We start from the raw sequence: 23,642 nt of genomic DNA on the forward strand, positions 1-23,642 counted from the left end.
TTGAACAATCCGTCCGATTGATGCATGCTTGGATCACCACCTCGTGAGACGGAGATCACCCATGGCAAGCATCGACCTCAACAGCGACGTCGGCGAGTCCTACGGCAACTGGACGTTCGGCGACGACGCCGCGATCTTCGAGAGCGTCTCGAGCGCCAACGTCGCGTGCGGCTTCCACGCCGGCGACCCGAGCGGCATCCGGGCCACGTGCGAGGCGGCGGCCGCGGCCGGAGTCGTGATCGGCGCGCACCCGGCGTACCGCGACCTCGCGGGGTTCGGCCGGCGCTTCATCGACGTGACCCCGCGCGAGCTCATCGACGACGTCATCTACCAGATCGGCGCGCTCCAGGGCCTGGCCCGCTCGGCCGGCACCGAGGTCCGCTACGTCAAGCCGCACGGCGCGCTCTACAACACGATCGTGCACCACGAGACCCAGGCGAAGGCGGTCGCGAAGGCCGTCGCCGAGGTGGCCCCGACCCTGCCGCTGCTCGTCCTGCCGAACTCGGAGATCCAGCGCGCGGCCGAGGCCGCGGGCCTGCGCACCGTCACCGAGGCGTTCGCCGACCGCGCCTACACCCCCGAGGGCACCCTGGTCTCCCGGCGCGAGCCGGGCTCGGTGCTGCACGACCTCGACGGGATCGTCGAGCACGTGCTGCGCATCCTCGACGGCAAGGTCCAGGCCATCGACGGCAGCATCGTCCGCATCGCGGCGGACAGCATCTGCGTCCACGGGGACACCCCGGGCGCGGTCGCCATGGCCGCCCGCGTCCGGGCAGCGGTGGCCGAGGCCGGCGTCGGGATCGCGAGCTTCGCGTGACCGCCCGCGCGGCCGCAGTCCAGAGCCCGGTCCTCGGCCTCCGCCCCGCTGGCGACCGCGCCGTCCTCGTCGAGCTGCGCACCCTCGGCGCCGTCCTGGCCCTGACCTCCAAGCTTGCCGCGGCCCAGCACGCCGGCGACCTCGCCGTGGTCGACGTGGTGGCCGCCGCGACCACGGTCCTCATCGTCGCGGAGTCCCCCGACGCCGTGAGCCGCGCCGCCGCGTACGTCCGCGCGCTCCGCCTCGAGGACGCCGGGCGCGCGCCCGGCCGGCTCGTGCAGGTTGAGACCGTCTACGACGGCGCCGACCTCGACGAGGCCGCGCGGCTCACCGGGCTCTCGCCGGAGGCGCTCGTGGCCGCGCACAGCGGCGCGGTGTGGGACGCCGCGTTCGGCGGCTTCGCCCCCGGGTTCGCCTACCTGACGCACGACGGCGCCCCGTCCGTCCCGCGGCGCTCCTCGCCGCGCACAGTGGTCCCCGCCGGATCCGTGGCCCTCGCCGGCACCTACTCGGCCGTCTACCCTGGCGAGTCCCCGGGCGGCTGGCAGCTGATCGGACGCACCGACGCCGTGATGTGGGACCTCTCCCGCGAGGATCCCGCGCTCGTGGCGCCCGGAGACCGCGTGCAGTTCGTGCCCGTCCGGGCATCGGCCTCCCTTGCGGCTCCCGCGCCCGGAGCGGCCCCCGTCACATGTGGAGCTGAGCACGGTACTGACGCCCCGCACCGTGCTCAGGCCACAATTTCCGCCGGGGGCGAGGCGACGACGCGCGCGGAGGCGGGGCTCGTCGTCGTGCGCGCGGGGCTGCAGACCACGGTGCAGGACGCGGGAAGGCCCGGGCGGGCGTCGCTCGGCGTCAGCCCCGCGGGGGCGCTCGACCGGGGCGCGCTGCGCCGGGCCAACCGCATGGCCGGCAACACCCCGGACGCCCCAGCCCTCGAGGCGCTCCTCGGCGGGCTCGAGCTGCGCGCCGAACAGGACCAGGTGCTCGCAGTGACCGGCGCCCGCGTCCCGCTGCGGATCATGCCGCCCGATGACGCGCAGGGAGATGACCCCTCACGGGGGAGGGAGGCGCCGTTGGACGCGCCCTTCGCGCTGCTGGCCGGGGAGACCCTCGCCGTCGGCGCGCCGACCCGCGGACTGCGCACCTATCTGGCGGTGCGCGGCGGACTCGCCGCCGAGCGCGTGCTCGGCAGCGCCTCGACAGACACGCTCTCCGGGATCGGCCCGGCCCCCCTCGCCGACGGGGACGCCCTCGCCGTGGCCCCCACCCGCGGCGCGCACGTCGTCGGGCTCCCGGAGATCCCCCCGCCGCTGCCGGACCCCGCCGTGCCCACCGAGCTGCGCGTTCTCCCCGGACCGCGGCAGGACTGGTTCACCGACGCGTCGGCGCAGGCCTTCTTCGAGCAGGAGTGGACCGTCACCGCGCAGTCGAACCGCGTCGGCGTCCGGCTGGACGGCGCCCCGCTCGAGCGCGCCAAGGACGGCGAGCTCACGAGCGAGGGCACCGCGCGCGGCGCCATCCAGGTCCCTGCGAGCGGCCTGCCTGTCCTGTTCCTGGCCGACGCCCCGGTGACCGGCGGGTACCCGGTGATCGGCGTCGTCGTGAGCGCAGACCTCGACCTCGCGGCCCAGCTGCCGCCCGGCGCCGCGGTGCGCTTCGTTCCGGCGCCCGGCGCCGCCCCCACGACCCCCGAAGGAAATGCCCATGCGTAAGGTCCTCATCGCCAACCGCGGCGAGATCGCCGTCCGGATCGCCAGGGCGTGCGACGACGCCGGGCTGGCCAGCGTCGCCGTCTACGCCGACCAGGACGCGGCCGCCCTGCACGTCGAGGCGTGCACCGAGGCCTACGCGCTCGGCGGCACCGCGCCGGCCGAGACGTACCTCGACGCCGAGAAGCTCCTCGCCGTCGCGGCGCGCTCGGGCGCCGACGCCGTGCACCCCGGCTACGGGTTCCTCTCCGAGAACGCGGGCTTCGCCCAGGCCGTCCTCGACGCCGGCCTGACCTGGATCGGCCCCTCCCCCGCGACCATCCGGCTCCTCGGGGACAAGGTCAGCGCCCGCGAGGTGGCCGTGCGCGCCGGCGCGCCGCTGGCCCCGGGCAGCGACGGGCCCGTCGAGAGCGCCGACGAGGTGCGCGCCTTCGCCGCCGAGCACGGCCTGCCGGTGGCGATCAAGGCCGCGTTCGGCGGCGGCGGGCGCGGCCTCAAGGTCGCCCGCGCTCTGGAGGAGATCGAGGAGGCCTTCGACTCGGCCGTGCGCGAGTCCCGCGCCGCGTTCGGGCGCGAGGAGTGCTTCGTCGAGAAGTTCCTCGACCGCCCCCGGCACGTCGAGGCCCAGGTCCTCGCGGACACGCACGGCAACGTGATCGTGGTCGGCACGCGCGACTGCTCGCTCCAGCGCCGCCACCAGAAGCTCGTCGAGGAGGCCCCCGCGCCGTTCCTGACCCCCGGGCAGCGCGAGCGCATCCACTCCTCGGCGAAGGCGATCTGCCGCGAGGCCGGCTACGTCGGCGCGGGCACGGTCGAGTACCTCCTCGACAGCCAGGGCACCATCAGCTTCCTCGAGGTGAACACGCGCCTGCAGGTCGAGCACCCCATCACCGAGGAGACCTCCGGGATCGACCTCGTCGCGGCGCAGCTCGCGGTGGCCGACGGACAGGTGCTGCCCACCCTCGAGGACCCCGAGCCGCGCGGCCACTCGATCGAGTTCCGCATCAACGCCGAGGACCCGGGCCGCGGCTTCCTCCCCGCCCCGGGCACCATCGACCGCTTCGCCCCGCCCACGGGCCCCGGCATCCGGGTGGACGCCGGCGTCCGGGACGGCTTCACGGTGCCCGGCCAGTTCGACTCGCTCCTGGCCAAGCTCGTGGTCACCGGCGCGGACCGGCAGCAGGCGCTGCGCCGGGCCCGCCGCGCTCTGCGCGAGTTCGAGATCCGCGGCCTCCCCACGGTGCTGCCCTTCGACCGGGCCGTCGTGGACTCCCCCGCCTTCGCCGCCGAGGACGGCACGTTCGGCGTCTACACGACGTGGATCGAGTCCGAGTTCGCCGAGGAGCTCGCGGCCAGCGGCGAGTTCACCGTCCCGCCCGCGCACGACGCCGGCCGCCGCACCTTCGCGATCGACCTCGACGGCCGCCGCATGACCCTCGGCCTGCCCGAGTCGCTGCTCGCCGGGCTCGCGGCCGGTGCCGGGGCCGCCGTCGTGGCGGGCTCCGGGGCGGCAGGCTCCGCGCACGACGCCGGTGCCCCCTCCGCGGCGAACCTCACCGCCGCGATGGGCGGCACGGTGGTCAAGTGGCTCGTCGAGCCCGGCACCGAGGTCGAGGCCGGCGACGGCGTGGTGGTGCTCGAGGCCATGAAGATGGAGACCACGGTGCAGGCCCACCGGGCCGGGACGGTCGGCGAGCGGGCCGTGGCGGCGGGCGACGCCGTCGTGCCCGGGACCGTCCTGACCACGATCGGCGGCTGAGCGGCGTCGGGCCCGCGGCAGAGCGCGGCCGAAACCCGGCCCCGGGCGCGGATAGGCTGGCAGCATGACGTCCGAGGGGGTCCTGCAGAGCCTGCGCCGCGCCGCGGGGAACACGAAGCACGCCGAGACGAGCTCGTGGGTCGCCGCGCAGCTGCGCCAGGCGATCGCCGACGGCCGCCTCGCCCCCGGCGCCAAGCTCGCCGAGGAGGAGCTGCGGGAGGCCCTGGGGGTCTCCCGCAACACCCTGCGAGAGGCCTTCGCGACCCTGACCACCGAGCGGGTCGTGACGCGCATCCCCAACCGGGGCGTGTTCGTCTCGCACCCCACGGCGGAGGACATCCGGGAGATCTACCGGGTCCGGCGGCTCGTCGAGCCCGGGGCCCTGCTGTGGTCGCCGGCGCAGCCCACGGACGGGCTGGCCGGCGTCGTCCGCACCGCCCGGGCCGCGGCTGCGGTCGGGGACGTGCCGGCCATGGCCGGCGCGAACCAGGAGTTCCACCGGGGCATCGTCGCGAGGGCCGGCAGCGAGCGGCTGAGTGCGCTCATGGAGCAGGTCCTGGCCGAGATGCGCCTCGTGTTCGCCACGATGGGCGCCGACCCGCGCTTCCATGAGCCGTACGTCGAGGAGAACGCCAAGATCCTCGGCCTCCTCGAGGCGGGCCGGAACGCGGCGGCGGCGGAGGCCATGGCTCAGTACCTCGACCGGGCCGAGCACCAGCTCCTCGAGGCAATCGCCAGCTGAACGCCCCTCCCCCTCCTCCCCTCCCATCTGGGAGTCACCTCCTGGGAGTCACATCCCGGGGTGCGCCCGGTCTGGGAGTCACCTCCCGTGGGCGACCCACAAGAGGTGACCTCCAGAAGGTGGCCCTCAGGAGGCGCCCCTCAGAAGGTGGCCCTCAGAAGGCGCCCCCCAGAAGGATTGTTCAACAAACCCCTTGATTGATTGTTGAACAACCCGATATGCTCTAGCTCACAGCGCCGCGGCGCGCACTCACCGGGGCCTTGTCGAAGGGCTCGTGCACTCCCACCGGAATGGACCATCATGCTTGTACTCATCGGGGTACTCCTGGTCATCGTTGGCTTTGCCATCCGAATGAACCCCCTCGTCGTCGTCACCGTGTCGGGCATCGTCACGGCGCTCCTCGGCGGCCTCAACCCCCTCCAGATCCTGGACGCCTTCGGCTCCGGCTTCGCCAGCAGCCGCTCGGTGACGATCTTCGCGGCAGTGCTGCCCGTGATCGGCATCATCGAGTACTCCGGCCTCCAGGAGCAGGCCAAGAACCTCATCGGCAAGCTCGCCAAGCTCACCGCGGGCCGCGTGCTCCTCGCCTACCTCGCGATCCGCCAGCTCACCGCCGCGGTGGGCCTGACCACCGTGGGCGGCCACGCGCAGACCGTGCGCCCGCTCGTGTTCCCCATGGCCGAGGGCGCGGCGATGCGCCGCTACGGCCACGTGCCGGAGAAGGTCAAGGAGAAGATCAAGGGCCACTCGGCCGCCGCGGACAACGTGGGCGTGTTCTTCGGCGAGGACGTCTTCGTCGCGGTCGGCTCGATCCTGCTCATCACCACCTTCGTCGACACCACCTACCACCTGCACCTCGAGCCGCTCCAGCTCGCCCTCTGGGCCATCCCGACGGCGATCGCGGCCTTCCTCATCCACGGCTTCCGGCTGCTGCGCCTCGACCGGGCGCTCGACCGCGAGTACGCCGGCACCACCGGCGACGACGCGGACAGCACCTCCGCCGTCGACGCCACCACCGAGCTGGGAGACGCCAAGTGATCAACGTCGAAGCCGTCTACTGGCTCATCGGGGCCCTCTTCATCGCGTGGGCATCGCTGATCGCCCGGGACGAGAACCATCCACACCGCGTGGGCGCCTCGTCCTTCTGGGGCCTGCTCGGCCTCTGCTTCTTCTACGGCACGTGGGTCACCGCCGGCACTGCCCCGGCGTGGGTCCTCGGCGTGGCTGTCCTGGTCCTCGTGGCCCTCGCCGCCACCGGGCGCCTCAAGCACGGCCGGGCCCAGACCTCCAGCCCGGCCGAGCGGGTGCAGTCCGCCGCGAAGTTCGGCAATCGGCTCTTCATCCCGGCCCTCGCCATCCCGGTCGTGACGGTCATCCTCGTCCTCGCGGCGCCCGTCCTGACCGTCGGCAAGACGCCGATCCTGGACCCCAAGAACACGACGCTCGTGGCACTGGCCATCGGCGCGATCGTGGCGGCCGTCCTCGCCGTCGTGCTTCTGAAGCCGAAGAACAAGCTGAACCCGATCATCGAGAGCCGCCGCATCCTCGAGTCGATCGGCTGGGCCGCGCTCCTGCCGCAGATGCTCTCCACCCTCGGCATCCTCTTCACCAAGGCCGGCGTGGGCACCGCCGTCGGCACGCTCGCGACAGCCGTGATGCCCAAGGGCTCGCTCATCGCCGGCGTGATCGTCTACTGCCTCGGCATGTTCATCTTCACCATCCTGATGGGCAACGGCTTCGCGGCGTTCCCGATCATGACGGCCGCGATCGGCTGGCCGGTCCTCGTCCAGCAGTTCCACGGCAACCCGGCGATCGTCTTCGCGATCGGCATGCTCGCGGGCTTCTGCGGGACCCTGTGCACCCCGATGGCCGCCAACTTCAACCTCGTCCCCTCCGCGCTGCTCGAGATGAAGAACAAGTACGGCGTGATCACCGCCCAGGTCGGGACCGCGATCCCGCTGCTCGTGGTCAACACCGCCCTCATGTACTTCCTCGCGTTCTAGGCGCACCCCGAAAGGACCCCATGGACCACGAGCCCTTCCCCTCGGCCACGTTCCCCGACGCTGCACGGCGGTGCGCCGAGATCGTCCTGGACAACCTGGGCCGCCCCTACCCGTACGCGGCGCACCATGTGCGGCGCTCGGCCGAGGACACCGCCATGCCGCACGAGCTGCACCCGGCGTTCGGCACGTCCTTCGACTGGCACTCGTGCGTGCACATGCACTGGCTCGGGGTGAGCGTGCTGGACTCCGGCGCGCTCCCCGAGGAGACCGCCGCCGAGCTCCGCGCCGCCCTCGGCGAGAACCTCACCGCGGAGAAGCTCGCGGTCGAGGCCGCCTACCTGGCTGCGAACCCCTCGTGGGAGCGGCCGTACGGGTGGGCGTGGCTCGTGCGCCTCGCCGCGGCCTGCTCCGGCTCGGACGACGCCGGGCTGCGCGGCTGGGGCGAGAACCTCGCCGGCTGCGTGGACACGGTCGCGGAGCTCGCCACCGCGTGGCTCGGCACCGCCGAGTACCCCGTCCGGCACGGCCTCCACACGAACTCCGCGTTCGGCCTCGCGTGGATGGTCGACGCCTTCCGGTCGCTGGGCCGCGCCGACGCGGCCCGGGCCTGCGAGGCCGCCGCCCGCCGCTGGTTCGCCGACGACGCCGGCTGGGCCACCGAATGGGAGCTGTCCGGACAGGACTTCCTCTCCGCGGGACTGTCCGAGGCGGACCTCATGGCCCGCGTCCTGGCCCCCGGGGAGTTCGCCGCGTGGCTGGGCTGGTTCCTCCCCGACCTCGGCGCCGGCTCGCGCATGCTCGCGCCCGTCGGAGTGGCCGACGAGACCGACGGCTACATGGTCCACCTGCACGGCCTGAACCTGAGCCGGGCGGGGCAGCTCGCCCGCATCGTCGCAGCCCTCCGGGACGCGCACGACGCCGCGGGCTCGCCGGAGCCGGTGCTCGCCGCCGCGGTGCAGCCCCTCTTCGCCGCGGGGCTCAGGGGGCTGGACAGCGGGGACTTCATGTCCACCCACTGGCTCGCGAGCTTCGCCTGGGACGCGGCCGAGTCGATCGAGGCGCTCGGAGAGCACGAGCCCGCCTGACTTGCTGCTGTGCCGTGCGGCGCCTGCGCGCGTCCGCAGGGACGGCCGGCGCCGCGTGGTCGCGGCGGCGGGGCTCCTCGTGCTCGTTGTCCGCCGCCGGTCCGGGTGAACCCGGACGCGCGGATGTTCGTTCTCCCCACGGGAGAGGGAGGATGAGGATGGGACTGGACGGCATCGAGGTCACCCTGCTGGACGGGAGGACCACGACGTTCGGCGAGTGGGCGGGCAAGGTCCGGCTCGTGGTCAACGTGGCGAGCCGGTGCGGGCTCGCCCCGCAGTACGAGCAGCTCGAGGAGCTCCAGCGGCGGTACGGCGCCCGCGGCTTCACGGTGCTCGGCGTGCCGAGCAACCAGTTCCTGCAGGAGTACCGGGACGCGGACAGGATCGCGGCGTACTGCTCGGCCACGTGGGGCGTGACCTTCCCGATGCTGGCCACGGCCTGGGTGAACGGCCGCGGCCAGCACCCGCTCTACCGCGAGCTGACCAAGGCGCCGGACGCCGCCGGACGCGCCGGCCGGGTGCGGTGGAACTTCGAGAAGTTCCTCGTGCTCCCCGACGGCACGGTGCACCGCTTCCGCCCGCAGACCCGGCCCGACGACCCGGCCGTCGTGGCCCTGATCGAGGGCGCGCTGGCCGGGACCGTGGCCTGAGCCGGAGCTCACTTCGGCTGGCGCGGCTGTCCCGGCTTGGGGCGCCGAGGCGGTATCGGCTGTGACGGCCATCTCCGGGGGCCGGTCCACATGGCCGGCGGAGCGTCGAGCTCCCGGCACAGCGCGAGCGCCGTGCGGTCGTAGTTCTGCCGCCATCCCACGAAGTGCGGCCACGCGTCCTCGTCGGTCTCGGTCACGGGATAGCCGACCGAGCGGAGGGACTCGGCGGCGCGGGCGAAGTCGTCGAACGTGATCGAGATCGGCGTCGGATCGACGGAGATCTCGGCGAGGTCGGGGACGGTCAGCTTCATGGCCCTCGCCATGTCGGCGAGGGTCTCGAAGCCCATGCGGAGCATGAGCCGCGCGGTGATCTTCGGGTCTGCGCCGGGTGCGAGGGCGAGGTGGAGGGCGGCGGCATCCATCACGGCGATCAGGGACGTGAGCCAGTGGGAGTAGGTCCTCGGCGACCGCAGGCGGAGCAGTCCGGTGTAGGTGGTGTGCGATTCGGCGACCTCGGCGGTCCACCGTTCCCACCGCACGAAGAGGTCGCCCAGGACGGGTCCGGAGTCGCCCCCGCCCGTGCCCCAGTGGGTGCGCACAAGGATCTCGGGCCCCCAGGCGGGGGTCCCCGCCCGGGCGACGAGGAGGGTGACCTCGGTCTCGCGCCGGTTGAAGGCGGCGTAGACGGTCGGCAGGTAGCCGACCTGGAGGCCGATCACCGCGATGCCCGCGAAGCCGGCGAGATAGGCGGCGAACTGGCCGCCCCCGCCGTGCGGGACCGCGAAGCCGAGGGTGAAGAGGGAAGACCCGGCATCCTCGAGAGCAGCGCCGAGGTCGTCGGTGTCCGGCAGCATCACGAGGGCGAAGCCGAGCACGAGCAGCGCCATCCAGACGGCCAGCCGCGCGACTAGGGTCAGCGGGGACTGCCAGCCGAGGATCCGGTCGCGCCGGCGGTAGGACCTCACGCCGCGGAGTGCCAGCAGGAAGGCCCTGTCGAGCAGGGCGTCGAGCGCCCCGGTCACCCACGAGTCGACGCGCCTCGGAACCACCAGCGCTCCGACGATGCTCATCGACGTCCCGACAATCAGGCAGACGCCCGCCGCGAACCCTGCCCAGACCAGCGCGTCGTGCACGGGGCGTCCTAGCCGATGTCGAGGAGGACCTTGCCCACGGCACCGGCTTCGACGGCGTCGTGCGCGGCGGCGGTCTCCGCGAGGGGGAACCGCGTGAGCGGCAGTCCGTGCTCCTCGCCGACCCGCAGCGCACCGTCGGCGAGGGCGGCGCCGACGGCGGCGACGGCGTCGTGCTTCTGCCCCTCCGAGACGGTGTAGGTGAGGATGAACTGCAGGCGCGCGTTCTTGCCCATGGCACCGCGGACGGGGACCGAGACGGCCTCGTCCCCCGTGCCGGCGTAGATGGCGACGGTGCCGCCGAGGGCGAGGGCATCGAGGTCCGCGGCGATGTTCGCGGCGGCGTTGACGTCCACGATCACGTCCGCGCCGCCGGGGGCCACGCGCCGCACCTCGGCGGCGACGTCCTGCTCGCGGTAGTTGAGGACGACGCCGGCCCCCGCCGCCCGGGCGAGCGCCGCCTTCTCGTCGCTGCTCACCGTGGCGACGACCTGGGCCCCGGCCCAGCGCGCGAGCTGGATCGCGGCGTGGCCGACGGCCCCCGCGCCGCCGGTGACGAGGACCGTCCTGCCCGCGAGGGCGCCGGGGGCGAGCCGGGAGGGGCCGTGCTCGCTCGCCGTGAGCGCGCGGTGGGCGGTGAGGGCAGGGATGCCGAGGCAGGCGCCCGTCTCGAAGGACTCGGCGTCCGGCAGCGGCTGGGCGTGCGCGGCGGGGACGTTGACGTACTCCTGCGCGGTGCCCTCGGCGCCGCCGTAGGCGACGTCCCAGAGCCAGACCCGCTGCCCCGGTTCGAGGTCCGAGACGCCCGGCCCGACGGCGTCGACCGTCCCCGCCGCGTCCTGGCCCGGCACGTGCCAGCCGTCGAGGGCGCCGGGGTACGTGCCGCCTGCGCGCGCCTTCCAGTCGGTCGGGTTCACCCCGGCGAGGGCGATCCGCACGCGGATCTGGCCCTCGCCGGGCTCGGTGAGCTCGCGCTCGCGCAGGGTCAGGACGGAGGAGGGGCCGGTCGCGTTGTACTGGACCGCGCGGTAGGTGGTGCTGTCGTTCTCAGCCATGGGCCCATCCTGCCCCATGCCCCGGCGGCACCCCACCCCCCAGCCGTCTGGAGGTCACCTCCTGAAGGTCACCTCCTGAAGGTCACCTCCTGAAGGTCAGACGGGGGCGGGGTCAGTCCTGGAAGTACTCGATCTTGGCGCCGATCGAGTTGAGCCGCTCGGCGAGGTCCTGGTAGCCGCGCTCGATCACATAGATGTTGCGCAGCTCGCTCGTGCCGCGGGCGGCGAGCATGGCCAGGAGGATGCAGGCCGCGGGCCGCAGTGCGGGCGGGCAGCCGACCTCGGCGGCGCGCCACTTGGTCGGGCCGTTGACGTAGATGCGGTGCGGGTCGAGCAGCTGGACGTGGGCGCCGAGCCGGTTGAGCTCCGTGAGGTAGATGGCCCGGTTCTCGTAGACCCAGTCGTGGATCATCGTCTGGCCTGTCGCGTTCGCGGCGATGACCGCGAAGAACGGCAGGTTGTCGATGTTCAGGCCCGGGAACGGCATGGGGTGGATCTTGTCCGTCGGCGCGTGGAGCGTGGACGGCAGCACGGTCACGTCCACGAGGCGGGTGTGGCCGTTGCGGGCCGTGTACTCCCCGGAGACTGCGAGCTTCTGGCCCATCGAGGCGAGGGTCGCGAGCTCGATCTCCATGAACTCGATCGGGACGCGGCGCACGGTGACCTCGGAGTTGGTCACGATCGCGGCGGTGATCAGGCTCATCGCCTCGATCGGGTCCTCGCTGGGCCAGTAGTCGATGTCCGCGTCGATGCGCGCCCTGCCGCGGATCCGCAGGGTGGTGGTGCCGACGCCGTCGATCGTGACCCCGAGCGCCTGCAGGTAGAAGCACAGGTCCTGGACCATGTAGTTCGGGCTGGCGTTGCGGATCACGGTCACGCCCTCGCGGTGGGCAGCGGCCATGATGGCGTTCTCGGTGACGGTGTCGCCGCGCTCGGTGAGCACGAAGGTGCGGTCGGCGCGGTCGGCCTCGGGGGCGCGGACCGTGTAGAAGCCGGCGGTGGCCTCGACGGCGAGTCCGAACTCGCGCAGGGCCTGCATGTGCGGCTCGACGGTGCGGGTGCCGAGGTCGCAGCCGCCCGCGTACGGCAGCCGGTACTCGCTGCGCTCGTCGAGGAGGGGGCCGAGGAGCATGATGACGCTGCGGGTGCGCCGCGCGGCCTCGACGTCCATCCCGTCGAGGTTGAGGGCGGCGGGGCGGCGGATCAGGAGGTCGCGGGCCTGCTCGCCGTCCTCGCTGGGGAGCCACGTGCACTCGACGCCGATCGAGGTCAGGACCTCGACGATCCGGTTGACCTCCTCGATCCGGGCGAGGTTGCGCAGGGTGGTGGTGCCGCGGTTGATGAGGGAGGCGCACAGGAGGGCCACGCCCGCGTTCTTGGACGTGTTGACGTCCACGGCGCCGGAGAGCCGGTGCCCGCCCTCGACCCGCAGGTGGGTCATCTTGGGGGCGCCGATGTTGACGATCCGCTGGCCGAGGATGTCCTCGATCCGCTGGATCATCTTCAGGCTGAGGTTCTGCTTGCCCTGCTCCATGCGCGCCACGGCGCTCTGGCTGGTACCCAGTTCGGAAGCGAGCTGTCCCTGGGTCCAGCCCCGGTGGGAGCGGACCTCGCGCAGGAGGACGCCGACGGTTTCAGCAGTCTGTTGTGCCATGCCGTCGAAAATATCACAGCTGCTATACGCAGGAGCAAATCGATACCCAAACGCCGCATTTCAGAGGTCTAGGCCGGCAGGGGACATCGTTCCGTGATATATCGGCGTGTCGCGCCTTCAGGGATGCCCGGCTCCCGCGGCCGCTCGGGTGACGACCGAGAGCACGTTACCCGCCGGGTCCGTGAACCAAGCGATTCCCATGCCGCTGTCCGGATCGCGCAGCACGCCCCGCCCGTCCACGGGCATCTCGGGGGTGCTCGGGTAGTGCTCGAGGTGCAGTCCGAGCCCCTCGATCTCGGCGATCGCCGCGTCCAGGTCCGCGACCTCGAAGTTGAGCACGGTGAAGGTCGCAGGGACGTGGTCCGGCTTGGGGTAGGCGAACACGGTCTGGCCGCCGGGGACGGTGACGAGCAGGCCGCCCATCTGGTCGGCCACGTCGAAGCCGAGGGTGCCGCCATAGAAGGCGCGGGCCTTCTCGACGTCGTCGACGCTGAAGCTCGAGAACGAGGCGGTGGGCTGGAACATCGTGGGCTCCTTGGAAGTGGTGCCGGCTCCTCCCCCGGCCACGATCCCACGTTCGGCTCGCGGCGCGCCAGAGCGCACGACGGCGTCTCCCGCACAGGGTGACCGGCGCGCCCGGGCGTGGACCCGCCGTCGTGCGCCGGAGCGCTAGCCCCAGACCACGTTCCACGTGCCCAGCACCACGGCGGCAGCCACGGCCAGCGCCGCGATGCCCGCCCCGGCGGCCAGCACCCACGCGTCGAGGCGGGAGAAGCTCGACTCGCGGGCCCAGGTGCGCGGGGCCGGGCGCCCGTCCACGGTGCCGCCGAACCCGCGGGCCTCCATTGCGACCGCGAGCCGGGTGGCCCGCCGGATCGCCTGCACGAGGAGGGCGAAGGCCTGGCCGAGGAAGGCCCGGGCCCGGGCCACGGGGCTGTGCCCGCTGCCGACCCCGCGGGCGCGCCGCGCGAGGCCCAGGGTGCGCCACTCGTCCACGAGCAGGCCCACGAGGCGCATCCCGGCCAGGGCCCCGAGGACGAACCGGCTCGGGAGGCGCAGCTTCTGGGCGAGGCCGTCGGCGAGGTCCGTGGGGTCGGTGGAGAACAGGAGGAACACCCCGGGCAGGGCGATCGCGAGCCCGCGGAGCCCGATGGCCACCCCGGCCAGGACCGAGTGCTCGGTCATCACCACCGGCCCGAGCTGGACCCAGACCGGTCCGGTCTTGGCGCCGAGGAGCGCCGTCGAGTAGGCCGCGAGGGCCGCCGCGACCACAAGCGGCCACGTGCGCTTCGCGAGGGTCCCCGGGCGCACGCCGAGCAGGGGCACGAGGGCGAGCTCGCACGCGAGCGCCACGGACGCGGAGACGGGGTCCACGCTGAACAGCAGCGCCACCGTGATGCACATCCCGGCGGCGAGCTTCGCGACCGGGTTGGCGCGGGCGAGCACGGAGTTGGCGACCTCGGGGGTGAGGATGTCAGCGCTCATGCCGCCGCCCCCACGGGTGCCGCGCGGCCGCCGTCCACCCGGTACACGGAGTCGGAGAGGGCCGTGGTGAAGTCCTCGTCGTGGGTCACGGCGAGCAGCGAGGTGCCTTGGGCGAGGAGCTCGGCGAGCAGCCGCACGAGCTCGGCCCAGGTGAGGGCGTCCTGGCCGAAGGTGGGCTCGTCGAGCATGAGGATGCGCGGTGAGGTGGCGAGCATGGTCGCGACCGAGAGGCGCCGCTTCTCCCCGCCGGAGAGCGTGAAGGGGTTGGCGCCCGCGAGCCTGCCGAGGCGGAGCCGCTCGAGGAGGGGGTCGACGGCGGCCCGCACCTCGGCCTCGCCCAGCCGCGCCACGCGGCGGGGCCCGAACTCGAGCTCGTCGATCACCCGCGGGGTGAGGAACTGGTGCTCGGGCTCCTGGAAGACGCTGCCGATCCGGGTGACGAGCTCGCTCGAGCGCCACCGGTGGGGACTCGGGCCCGCTGTGCCCGCGAGCGCCGGGAGCGCCTCGAGCCGGCCGCCCGCGGCGGGGAGCAGGCCGGCGAGGGTCAGCGCGAGCGTGGACTTCCCGGCGCCGTTGGGCCCGGTCACGCTCACCGACTCGCCCGCGCGCAGGGCCAGGTCGATGCCGGTCACCACGGGCGGGGCCTTCCGCACGCGGCCGACGGCGAGGCCCTCCCCGACGAGGAGCGGCTCGCCCTGCGCTCCTCCCGGTCCGGGCCGGGAACGCAGCGGCCGGGCGGGGGCGTCCCCGGTGAGTGGGTGCCAGCCCGGGACCCACACGCCCGAGGCGGCCAGCCGGCGTCGTGCGTCCGCATCGGCGAGCACGGCGTCCGGGGAGCCGTCGGCGAGGAGTCCACCGGCGGCGTCGAGCACTACGACCCGGTCCACGAGGCCGGCCCACACCGCGACCCGGTGCTCGACCACCACGAGGGTGGCGCCGGTGCGGTCGAGGCTGCGGCGCACGGCCTCGCGGACCTCCTCGACGCCGGCCGGGTCGAGGTTGGCGGTGGGCTCGTCGAGGAGCACGAGGCCGGGCTCCATCGCGAGGATTCCCGCGAGGGCGAGGCGCTGCTTCTGCCCGCCGGAGAGGGAGGAGGTCGGGTGGTCCAGGGGCACGGCGAGGCCCACGTCGTCGAGGGCGCGGTGCACCCGGGGCCAGATCTCCTCCCGGGGCACGGCGAGGTTCTCGCAGCCGAAGGCGACCTCGTCGCCCACCCGGGCCATGGCGATCTGCCCGTCGGGGTCCTGGAGCACGAGTCCGGCGCGGCCGCGCGCGAGCGGGGCGGGGACGCCGTCGACCGTGAGGGCGCCGAGCTCCTCGCCCTCCTCCGCCGCGCCGAGTACGCCCGCGAGCGCATGCAGGAGGGTTGACTTGCCGGCCCCGGAGGCGCCGAGGAGCAGGACCCGTTCCCCGGGCGCGATCGTCAGGTCCAGGTCCTTGACGGCGAAGGCCTTCCGGCCCGCGTGCCGCCAGCCCCAGCCGCTGGCGGCAACGCCCGCGGGCCCCCGCCCCGTGCCTCCGTGCGCCATGCTCAGACGTCCGCGGCGCGGCCCGCGGCGAACGCCGAGAGGGCCCCCGTCCTGGCCAGCCCGCGCACGGCGAGCCAGCTGAGCAGGCCCGCGATCACCGCGCCGGAGAGGACCGCGAGGACCGTGTACACGGCCTGCCAGGCGAACTCCCACTCGGGGAAGTAGATGATCACCTCGGAGACGCCGAGCGCGAGGCCCGAGAGGGCGCCGGCCAGCAGCGCGACGCCGAGGTTCCAGCGGCGGTAGCGGAAGGCAGCGAACGCCACCTCGGCGCCGGCGCCCTGGACCAGGCCGGAGAGCAGCACGGCGAGGCCGAACTGCGAGCCCAGCAGCGCCTCGACCACGGCCGCGAGGATCTCGCAGAACAGCGCCGCCCCGGGCTTGCGGATGATCAGGCCGCCGAGCACGCCGGCGATCACCCAGCCGCCCGCGTAGATCCCGCCGAGCGGTGCGAACGCCGCCGTGGCGGCCTGCACGCCGACATAGCCCTGGTCCCAGAGCCAGAAGATGACGCCGCACGCCACCGAGACGACCGCGGCCACGACGATGTCGACGACCCGCCAGCTGTAGGTGGCCTTGGCGGATGCGTTGCGGGTGGTTCCAGACATTGGTTGTCCTCCTGTGCCTCAGGAGGGGAGGGCAGCCGCGGCTGCCTTGAGAACTCGACTCCCTTCGCCGGTACTAGCCGGAGCAGGTTCGAGGGTCTGCGGTGTCCCGCACTCTCAGCGCCCTGTGCTCCCGCCCGGCTGCCGTGCCGGTCCGGGGGCGACGCTCCCCTGTCGTTTGTGTGCCCAGTCTACGGGGTCCGGGGCGCGCTGCGCCCGCCGCGGCGGCCCGAACTGCGGGCGGCCGGACCTGCGCACGTTAGGCTGGCCACCATGAGCATCCTCATCAAGCTCCTCGGGACCGCCATCAGCATCGGCGCCGGCATCGTGGCAACGAAGCTCGTCGATTTCGCCTGGGAGAAGAGCACCGGGAACGCGCCGCCCAAGGACGCGACCAACCTCGAGGAGAGCCTGCGGGACACGCTCGTGTTCGCCCTCGTCTCCGCCGGGGTGGGCGCCGTGATCCAGACCCTCACCCAGCGCTACACGCAGCGCGCCATCGCCAACTTCAAGAAGACCCCCGAGCTCACCTGAGCCCCAGGCCCCTTCTGGGGGTCACCTCCTGGGAGTCAGGTCCTGGGAGTCACCTCCTGGGAGTCAGGTCCTGAGGTCACTCCCGGGCGTGGGTCCGACCGGCCTTCGCCGCCGCTCTCCGGCGTGTCGCCCGGAACAGCGGCGTGTCGCGGCCATGCCTTCTGAAAGCCGGTCGGTTTCCGCGGCCGGCGGCGAGGCCGCCAGAAGGCGAGGGACCCGCACGACGCCGGCACTCGCCGTCGTGGGCCAAGCCCGCCTGCCGCTGTGCGCGCCGTCAGTGCCCGCGAACGCCCGGAGGCCACCGGCTGCAACCCGCTGGGGTGATCCCCAGAAGGTGACCCCCAGAGCACGACCCCCAAGAGGTGACCCCCAGGAGGTGACTCTTAGACGGGGCCAGGCGGGGGCTAGGGGGTGGCGTCGTCGGTGCCGTGCTCCCGCTCCACCCGGGCCACGACGTCCTCGAGCTCGTCGACGGAGAGGTCCGACCGGTCGTAGTGCTTGGTCCGGTAGCCGGCCCGCCCGACCATGTGCGCCGAGACGGGCGCGGTGAGCAGCTGGAAGATCCACGCGACGGCGAGCAGCGGCACGAGGGACCATGCCCGCCACTGCAGCCCCACGGCCGTGAGCAGCAGGAGGGACCCGAGCACCTGCGGCTTGGTCGCGGCGTGCATACGGGTAAGCAGGTCGGGGAAGCGGAGGAGCCCGATCGCCGCCCCGAGGGACAGGGCCGATCCGAGGACCATGAGCACGGCGGCGACCCAGGTCAGGACGGTGTCGAAGACGTCGGGGCTCATGGGCGCTTCCTCTCCTGCACGAAGCGGGCCACGGTGACCGAGCCGATGAAGCCGATCAGGGTGATGCCCGCGACGAGGGCGAGGTGGTTCGTGTGCCGGTTGGCGGCCATGTCGAGCAGCAGCGCGCTGGCCACCACCACGAGGAGCACGTCCGCCGCGAGGACGCGGTCCAGGAGCGCAGGGCCCTTGATCATCCGCAGGATCGCACCGAACCCCGCGAGGGACAGCAGGACGCTGCAGATGACGAGCACCCCGGGCATGATCTGCGCGGCGGCCCCGGTCATCGCAGGCCCCCCTCGCCCTTCTCGGCGGAGAGCATGCGGTCCAGGTGTGCCTCCTCGTTCACGAGTGCGAGTTCCTCCTTGGTGCCCATGATGCGGATGAGCTCGGCCTCCGCGGCGAGCACCTCGCGGCGCACGCGCTCGGCGCCGGCCGCGTCCTCGACGTTCACGTAGTGCACGTAGAGGGTGGCGTTGGCACGGTCGACGTCGACCACGAGCGAGCCCGGCACGAGGGAGATGACGTGGCCGGTGGCGGTGACCATCAGGTCCGCGTGGCTGCGCAGCGGCACGGCAACCACGGCGCTGCGTACCCGCGGGCCCTTCGCGACCGCGAGCCAGAGCAGCTGCGCGCTGGCCACGATGATCTGCCCCACGAACACGAACGCGTACCGCGCGGCGTGCAGCACGTTGAACCGGCCGCTCAGCTCCACCGGCGGCAGGTAGAACAGGCGCGTCACGACGAGCGCCACGATCACGCCGAACAGCAGGTTCCCCGGCGAGAAGTCCTGCCACAGGGCCCCCCACACGATCACGAGCCAGGCGAGCAGGGGCAGCTCGGTGCGCAGCGAGGTCCTGGTCCGGCTCATCGGCGGCCTCCCGGAGTTGTCTGGGCGTGGGCGGCCGCGGCGGCGTCGGTGCCGAGGACGGCGGAGATGTAGCCGGTGCGGTCCAGCATCTCCTGCGCGGCCTGGGCGCTGAGCCGGAACAGCGGGCCGGCGAAGACGGTGAGGGCGAGGCCGACGACGACGAGCGCCGCCGTCGCGCCGACCATCGACTTCGGCAGGGCGTTGGCCGCGGCGGGGGCGAGGAGGGCGCGGTCGGGCGTCTCGGCGTCCTCGGGCCGGCGCCAGAAGGCGCGGCTCCACACCCGGGCCATGGCCAGGAGCGTCAGCAGGCTCACCACCACGCCTGCGGCCACGAGCACGAGCGCGAGGGGCGTGCCCTGCGCCACGCCGGCCTGCAGGAGCCCCAGCTTGCCGAGGAACCCGGACAGGGGCGGGATGCCGGAGAGGTTCATGGCGGGCAGGAAGTACAGCAGGGCCAGCAGGGGCGAGAGCTTCGCGAGGCCTCCGAGCCGGTCGATCGAGGACGAGCCGGCCCGGCGCTCCACGAGCCCGGCCACGAGGAACAGCGAGGTCTGCACCGTGATGTGGTGCACCACGTAGTACACCGCGGCGGCGAGTCCCAGGACCGAGCTCAGGGCCGCGCCGAACACCATGTAGCCGATGTGGCTGACGAGGGTGAAGGACAGCAGCCTCTTGATGTCGGTCTGGGCGATCGCGCCGAGGATGCCCACCACCATGGTGGCCAGGGCCACGACCATGAGCGGGGCGTTGAGCGAGTCCCCGGGGAACAGCAGCGTCTCGGTGCGGATGATCGCGTACACGCCGACCTTGGTCAGCAGGCCCGCGAACACCGCCGTCACGGGCGCCGGTGCGGTCGGATAGGAGTCCGGCAGCCAGAAGGACAGCGGGAACACGGCAGCCTTGATCCCGAACGCCACGAGCAGCATCGCGTGCAGGAGCGTCTGGGTCCCCGGGTCGAGCTGGCCGAGCTTGACCGCCAGGTCGGCCATGTTCACCGTGCCCGTGGCGGCGTAGACCATGGCGATCGCGATGAGGAACAGCAGCGAGGACACGACGCTGACCACCACATAGGTGACGCCCGCGCGGATCCGGGGCCCGGTGCCGCCGAGGGTCATGAGCACGTAGCTGGCCGTCAGCAGGATCTCGAACCCGACGTAGAGGTTGAACAGGTCGCCGGCGAGGAACGCGTTGGAGACCCCGGCGACGAGGATCATGTAGCTGGGGTGGAAGACCGAGATGGGCCCGTCCTTGTCCCCGTCCGCCATGCCCTGCCCGGTCGCGTAGACGAGCACGGCGAGGCTCACCGTCGTCGAGATGACCAGCATGAGCGAGGAGAACTGGTCCACCACCATGGTGATGCCGAACGGGGGCGCCCACCCGCCGATGGTCACGGCGGCGGTGCCCCCGTCCCACACGGAGGCGAGGAGCACGCACTCGAGCGCGAGCGTGAGGGCGAGGACGGAGATCGTCACGGTGCGCTGGGCGCGCTCCTGGCGCAGGAGCACGAAGGCGAGGGCGGCCCCGAAGATGGGGAGGACGACGGCGAGCGGCGCCAGGCTGGCGATGTTCACTCTCGCTCCGCCTCCTTCCGTTGTGCGGCGTGAGACCGGGGATCGGGCGCGGCGAGGGCAGCCTGGTCGGCGGCGGCCGCGGCCTCGGGGCTGGGGAACTCGGACGGGTCGTCGGGGACGTCTGCGTCGTCCTCCGCGTCCCAGCTGGGCTGGGAGGCGACGCGGCGGTCCTCGAGGTCGTCCGCGACGACGTCAGCGCGGCCCAGCTGCCACGTCCGGTAGACGAGCGCGAGCAGGAACGCGGTCACCGCGAACGAGATGACGATCGAGGTGAGGATGAGGGCCTGCGGGAGCGGGTCGTTGTACGAGGCAGGGGCGGTGCCCTTGGTGATCAGCGGGGCGAGGCCCGCGCCGCCGCCGGTGGCCAGCAGCAGGACGTTGGCGCCGTTGGTCAGCAGCATGAGCCCCAGGAGCACCCGGGTGAGCGAGCGCTCGAGCAGTAGGTAGATGCCGGTCGCGAAGAGGAGCCCCGCGAGGAGGGCCAGGGTGAGGTTGACGGTCATCGGGCCGCCTCCTCGCGCTCGCCCCGGACCCGGCGGGCCTCGGCCTTCCCGGCGGCCTCGATCTGCTCGTCGATGCCGGAGCCGAGGCTGCGCAGCACATCGATCACGAGCCCCACGACCACGAGGTACACGCCCACGTCGAAGATCGTGGAGGTCACGAACTTCACGTCGCCGAAGCCGGGGAGCCAGATCTCGAGGATGGCGCTCTGGAAGACCTCCGCCCCGGCCGCGAGCGGCACCGCGGCGGAGAGCGCCGCCGTGGCCAGGCCGATCCCGAGCACCGAGCCCGGGCTGGCGGGCGCGGCCTCGTGCAGCTCGAAGCGGCCGCCGGCGAGGTACCGGACGGTGAGCGCGAGCCCGGCGACGAGGCCGCCGGCGAACCCGCCGCCGGGGAAGTTGTGCCCGGCCAGGAGCAGGTAGACGGAGAACACGATCATCGAGTGGAAGAGGAGTCGGGTGACGACCTCGAAGATGATGGAGCGGCGCTCGGGCGCGAGGGTGCGCCCGGCCACGAGCCACGGGTCGCGCTCCACGGTGGCGAACGTGCGGGCCACGGCGAGCTCGGCCGCTCCGCGGGACCGCGCCTCGACGCCGCGCACGCGGCCGATGCTGCCCGTGGGCACGTCCGCGGTGGCCCTGAGGGCCCGTCCCCGGTGGCGGATGAAGATCAGGCTCGCGATCCCGGTCGCGGCGAGGGCCAGGACCGAGATCTCCCCGAACGTGTCCCAGGCCCGCAGGTCGACGAGCGTCACGTTGACGATGTTGAGCCCGCCGCCGCCGCTGTAGGCCAGATCCGGGAACTTCAGCGAGATCGGCTCGGCGACACGCGCGCCCATGGCCACGAGGCCCACGAGCACCATGGCGGTGCCGAACGCGGCGGCGATGGCGATGCGCACCGCGCGGTACCGCCCGCCCGTGCGGTCCCGCAGCTGCGGGGGCAGGCTGCGCAGGCCCAGGACGAACGCGACGAGCACGATCGTCTCGACGAGCAGCTGCGTCACGGCCAGGTCCGGGGCACCCTGGAGCGCGAAGATGAGCGAGATCCCGTACCCGGTGATCGAGACCATGAGGACCGCGAGGAAGCGCTTGTTGGCCCGCACCGCGGCGAGGGCGCCGACGGCGATCGCGGCCGCGACCACGGGGATGAGCGGCGAGCCGGGGTCCACGAGCGTGACCCGCTCCGGCGGGGGCAGCGGCACCCCGCCGGCCAGGAGGACCGCGAGCGGCACGGCGGCGGCCACGCCGAGGATCACGGCGAGGTAGAAGAACAGGGAGCCGCGCTGGGTCCGGCCCGTGACCCAGATGGCGGCCTGGTCGATCCCCCCGATGAGGGCCCGGTAGCCGCGCTCGGCGTCCACCCGAACGCTCGCGCGGGACTGGGCGCGGCCCACCGCCCCGCGCGCCGCGAACAGGGCTGCCCCGAGGATCCACCCCGCCGCCGAGAGGGCCAGGGGCAGGCCTACGCCGTGCCACGCGGCGAGGTGGGGGAGCTGCCCGGGCGAGGCGCCGGCGTCGAGCGCGGCGGCGGCGCCTGCGGCCACCGAGGCAGCGTACGGGCCGGCCCACGCGTCCACCGGCGCGGGCCACAGGCCGTACACGAGGCCGGCGAGCGCGAGGAGCGCCGGGGAGAGCACGAACAGGGGCGTGATCGGGGTGAAGGGGGTGTCCGCCACCCCCGGCTTGCGGGCGAAGGCGCCCCACACGAACCGTGCGCTGTAGGCCACGGTCAGCGCCGAGCCCACGGCGAAGCCGACGAGCAGGACGGCCCCCCAGGCGGCCGGCAGCGGGCTGTGGGCGAAGGCCTCGAAGATGGCCTCCTTGGCCACGAATCCGCCGAACAGCGGCAGCCCCGCCATCGACGCGGCGGCCAGCGTCCCCGCCACGGCGAGGGCGCGGGAGCGGCGGAACACGCCCGAGAGGCGGCGCAGGTCTCGGGTGCCGGTCTGGTGGTCGATGATGCCGACCACCAGGAACAGGGCGGCCTTGAACAGCGCATGGGCCACGACCATCGCGAGCCCGGCCAGCGCGGCCTCGGGGGCGCCGAGGCCCACGACCGCGATCATGAACCCGAGCTGGCTCACCGTGCCGAACGCGAGGATGAGCTTGATGTCGTGCTGGCGCAGCGAACGGTACCCGCCCAGCAGCATGGTCGCCAGGCCGAAGCCGAGGACCACCGGCTGCCAGTACGGGGTCGCGGCGAGGGCCGGCGCGAGACGGGCCACGAGGTACACGCCGGCCTTGACCATCGCCGCGGCGTGCAGGTAGGCCGAGACGGGCGTCGGGGCGGCCATCGCGGCGGGCAGCCAGAAGTGGAACGGCACGAGGGCCGACTTGCTCAGCGCGCCCGCGAGGGTGAGCACCGCGCCCACCGCGACGGGCACGGCCGTGGTCGGGTCGGCCACGAGGGCGGGCGCCCTCTCGAGCAGCGCCGAGACGCGGTAGGTGCCGGCCGCCTCGCCCAGGAGGATGAAGCCCACGAGCATCGCCAGGCCGCCGGCGGTCGTGACCACGAGGGCCTGCAGGGCCGAGCGGCGGGCCGAGAGGCGCACGTTCGCGTAGCCGATGAGGAGGTAGGAGAGGACCGTGGTCAGCTCCCAGAAGACGAACAGGGCGATGAGGTCGTCCGCAGTGACGAGGCCGAACATGGCCCCCGCGAACGCGAGCATCTGGCCGCCGAAGCCGCCCAGGCCGGCGTCGTCGCGCTTGAAGTAGCGGGCGCAGTAGAGCAGGACGAGCGCGCCGACCCCGAGCACGAGCAGGCACAGCACCCACGCGAGCGGGTCGAGCCGGAAGGCCGCCTGGACGCCGAGGGTGGGGATGAAGTCCCAGGACTCCACGATCCCGCGCGCGGGGGACGCCGCGGAGGCGCCGTGCGCGGCGGCGGCGACCGGGCCGGCGTCGTACGCCGCTGGCCCCTGGAAGGCGAGCCAGACGAGCGAGCCGGCCGGGACCGCCGCGAGGAGGAAGAACGCCGCCCGCCCCATCCGCCGGAAGATCCACGGCGCGCCAGCCGCCACTGTGAAGTGCAGGGCGAGGACTGGCAGCACAGGGACTCCGCTCGGTTGAAGGTTCAATTGTCAGACGTTGGGTGTGGCGGCACATGAGTTGGGTTCGGAGCGGCCAGTCTATCAATCGCGCCGAACCCG

General features: G+C 73.4%; 22 protein-coding genes. 9 read left to right on the forward strand and 13 right to left on the reverse strand.

Annotated elements, in window-relative coordinates:
• Positions 1–61 precede the first annotated feature (61 nt).
• The 8 genes from J2W20_RS05570 (at position 62) to J2W20_RS05605 (ending at position 8,768) form a co-directional block, all read left to right on the forward strand.
• Positions 62–817, forward strand: coding sequence for a LamB/YcsF family protein (locus J2W20_RS05570; protein ID WP_307005335.1), 756 nt, complete (start codon positions 62–64; stop codon positions 815–817).
• Positions 814–2,532, forward strand: coding sequence for a 5-oxoprolinase subunit B/C family protein (locus J2W20_RS05575; RefSeq protein WP_307005337.1), 1,719 nt, complete (start codon positions 814–816; stop codon positions 2,530–2,532). The genes J2W20_RS05570 and J2W20_RS05575 overlap by 4 nt, the downstream gene beginning before the upstream one ends.
• Entirely contained in the window at positions 2,525–4,288 is a 1,764-nt protein-coding gene (locus J2W20_RS05580) for an acetyl/propionyl/methylcrotonyl-CoA carboxylase subunit alpha (RefSeq protein WP_307005339.1), read from the forward strand. The genes J2W20_RS05575 and J2W20_RS05580 overlap by 8 nt, the downstream gene beginning before the upstream one ends.
• Positions 4,289–4,352: 64 nt before the next feature.
• Entirely contained in the window at positions 4,353–5,030 is a 678-nt protein-coding gene (locus J2W20_RS05585; protein ID WP_307005341.1) for a GntR family transcriptional regulator, read from the forward strand.
• Between the two features lie 300 nt (positions 5,031–5,330).
• Positions 5,331–6,068, forward strand: a complete 738-nt coding sequence (locus J2W20_RS05590) for a DUF969 domain-containing protein (protein WP_307005343.1) — start codon at positions 5,331–5,333, stop codon at positions 6,066–6,068.
• The gene (locus tag J2W20_RS05595; protein ID WP_307005345.1) at positions 6,065–7,033 is read left to right on the forward strand and encodes a DUF979 domain-containing protein; all 969 of its coding nucleotides are present in this window, start codon (positions 6,065–6,067) and stop codon (positions 7,031–7,033) included. Before J2W20_RS05590 ends, J2W20_RS05595 begins: the two co-directional genes overlap by 4 nt.
• A gap of 20 nt (positions 7,034–7,053) precedes the next feature.
• Positions 7,054–8,118, forward strand: a complete 1,065-nt coding sequence (locus J2W20_RS05600; RefSeq protein ID WP_307005347.1) for a DUF2891 family protein — start codon at positions 7,054–7,056, stop codon at positions 8,116–8,118.
• Between the two features lie 158 nt (positions 8,119–8,276).
• Positions 8,277–8,768: a glutathione peroxidase gene (locus J2W20_RS05605; protein ID WP_307005348.1), complete on the forward strand. Its 492-nt coding sequence runs from the start codon at positions 8,277–8,279 to the stop codon at positions 8,766–8,768.
• Positions 8,769–8,776: 8 nt separating this feature from the next.
• On the opposite strand, the gene J2W20_RS05610 is transcribed toward J2W20_RS05605, so the two are convergent.
• The 7 genes from J2W20_RS05610 to J2W20_RS05640 all read right to left on the reverse strand — a co-directional run bounded on the left by J2W20_RS05610 (position 8,777) and on the right by J2W20_RS05640 (position 16,229).
• Complete coding sequence (locus tag J2W20_RS05610) at positions 8,777–9,901, reverse strand: hypothetical protein (RefSeq protein ID WP_307005350.1); 1,125 nt, start codon at positions 9,899–9,901, stop codon at positions 8,777–8,779.
• An 8-nt stretch (positions 9,902–9,909) separates the two neighbouring features.
• Positions 9,910–10,953 (reverse strand): NADPH:quinone reductase, encoded by a 1,044-nt coding sequence (locus tag J2W20_RS05615; RefSeq protein WP_307005352.1) that lies wholly within the window; start codon positions 10,951–10,953, stop codon positions 9,910–9,912.
• A 112-nt stretch (positions 10,954–11,065) separates the two neighbouring features.
• Positions 11,066–12,607 (reverse strand): UDP-N-acetylglucosamine 1-carboxyvinyltransferase, encoded by a 1,542-nt coding sequence (locus tag J2W20_RS05620; RefSeq protein WP_307005354.1) that lies wholly within the window; start codon positions 12,605–12,607, stop codon positions 11,066–11,068.
• Positions 12,608–12,724: 117 nt separating this feature from the next.
• Positions 12,725–13,132, reverse strand: coding sequence for a VOC family protein (locus tag J2W20_RS05625; protein ID WP_307005356.1), 408 nt, complete (start codon positions 13,130–13,132; stop codon positions 12,725–12,727).
• Between the two features lie 144 nt (positions 13,133–13,276).
• The gene (locus J2W20_RS05630) at positions 13,277–14,092 is read right to left on the reverse strand and encodes an energy-coupling factor transporter transmembrane component T family protein (protein WP_307005357.1); all 816 of its coding nucleotides are present in this window, start codon (positions 14,090–14,092) and stop codon (positions 13,277–13,279) included.
• Positions 14,089–15,621: an ABC transporter ATP-binding protein gene (locus J2W20_RS05635; RefSeq protein ID WP_307005359.1), complete on the reverse strand. Its 1,533-nt coding sequence runs from the start codon at positions 15,619–15,621 to the stop codon at positions 14,089–14,091. The genes J2W20_RS05630 and J2W20_RS05635 overlap by 4 nt, the downstream gene beginning before the upstream one ends.
• A gap of 2 nt (positions 15,622–15,623) precedes the next feature.
• A complete protein-coding gene (locus J2W20_RS05640) occupies positions 15,624–16,229 on the reverse strand; it encodes an ECF transporter S component (protein ID WP_307005360.1) in 606 nt (201 codons plus the stop codon).
• A 270-nt stretch (positions 16,230–16,499) separates the two neighbouring features.
• Here J2W20_RS05640 and J2W20_RS05645 point away from each other — a divergent pair, with 270 nt between their 5' ends.
• Positions 16,500–16,760 (forward strand): DUF4235 domain-containing protein, encoded by a 261-nt coding sequence (locus J2W20_RS05645; protein WP_307005362.1) that lies wholly within the window; start codon positions 16,500–16,502, stop codon positions 16,758–16,760.
• Positions 16,761–17,164: 404 nt separating this feature from the next.
• Here J2W20_RS05645 and mnhG read toward each other — a convergent pair whose 3' ends face one another.
• From mnhG to J2W20_RS05675, 6 genes are read right to left on the reverse strand one after another with little or no spacing between them, the layout of a single operon-like run.
• The gene (gene mnhG / locus J2W20_RS05650; RefSeq protein ID WP_307005364.1) at positions 17,165–17,554 is read right to left on the reverse strand and encodes a monovalent cation/H(+) antiporter subunit G; all 390 of its coding nucleotides are present in this window, start codon (positions 17,552–17,554) and stop codon (positions 17,165–17,167) included.
• Positions 17,551–17,817, reverse strand: coding sequence for a monovalent cation/H+ antiporter complex subunit F (locus J2W20_RS05655; protein WP_307005458.1), 267 nt, complete (start codon positions 17,815–17,817; stop codon positions 17,551–17,553). Before J2W20_RS05655 ends, mnhG begins: the two co-directional genes overlap by 4 nt.
• A 17-nt stretch (positions 17,818–17,834) precedes the next feature.
• The gene (locus tag J2W20_RS05660) at positions 17,835–18,422 is read right to left on the reverse strand and encodes a Na+/H+ antiporter subunit E (protein WP_307005366.1); all 588 of its coding nucleotides are present in this window, start codon (positions 18,420–18,422) and stop codon (positions 17,835–17,837) included.
• A complete protein-coding gene (locus J2W20_RS05665) occupies positions 18,419–19,993 on the reverse strand; it encodes a Na+/H+ antiporter subunit D (RefSeq protein WP_307005368.1) in 1,575 nt (524 codons plus the stop codon). The genes J2W20_RS05660 and J2W20_RS05665 overlap by 4 nt, the downstream gene beginning before the upstream one ends.
• Positions 19,990–20,496, reverse strand: coding sequence for a Na(+)/H(+) antiporter subunit C (locus J2W20_RS05670; protein WP_307005370.1), 507 nt, complete (start codon positions 20,494–20,496; stop codon positions 19,990–19,992). Before J2W20_RS05670 ends, J2W20_RS05665 begins: the two co-directional genes overlap by 4 nt.
• On the reverse strand, positions 20,493–23,543 hold the full coding sequence (locus J2W20_RS05675; protein ID WP_307005372.1) for a Na+/H+ antiporter subunit A: 3,051 nt from the start codon (positions 23,541–23,543) through the stop codon (positions 20,493–20,495). Before J2W20_RS05675 ends, J2W20_RS05670 begins: the two co-directional genes overlap by 4 nt.
• Positions 23,544–23,642: the final 99 nt, after the last annotated feature.

Origin of the sequence: Sinomonas atrocyanea (assembly GCF_030812675.1) — a bacterium.
Classification (GTDB): Bacteria; Actinomycetota; Actinomycetes; order Actinomycetales; family Micrococcaceae; genus Sinomonas; species Sinomonas atrocyanea_B.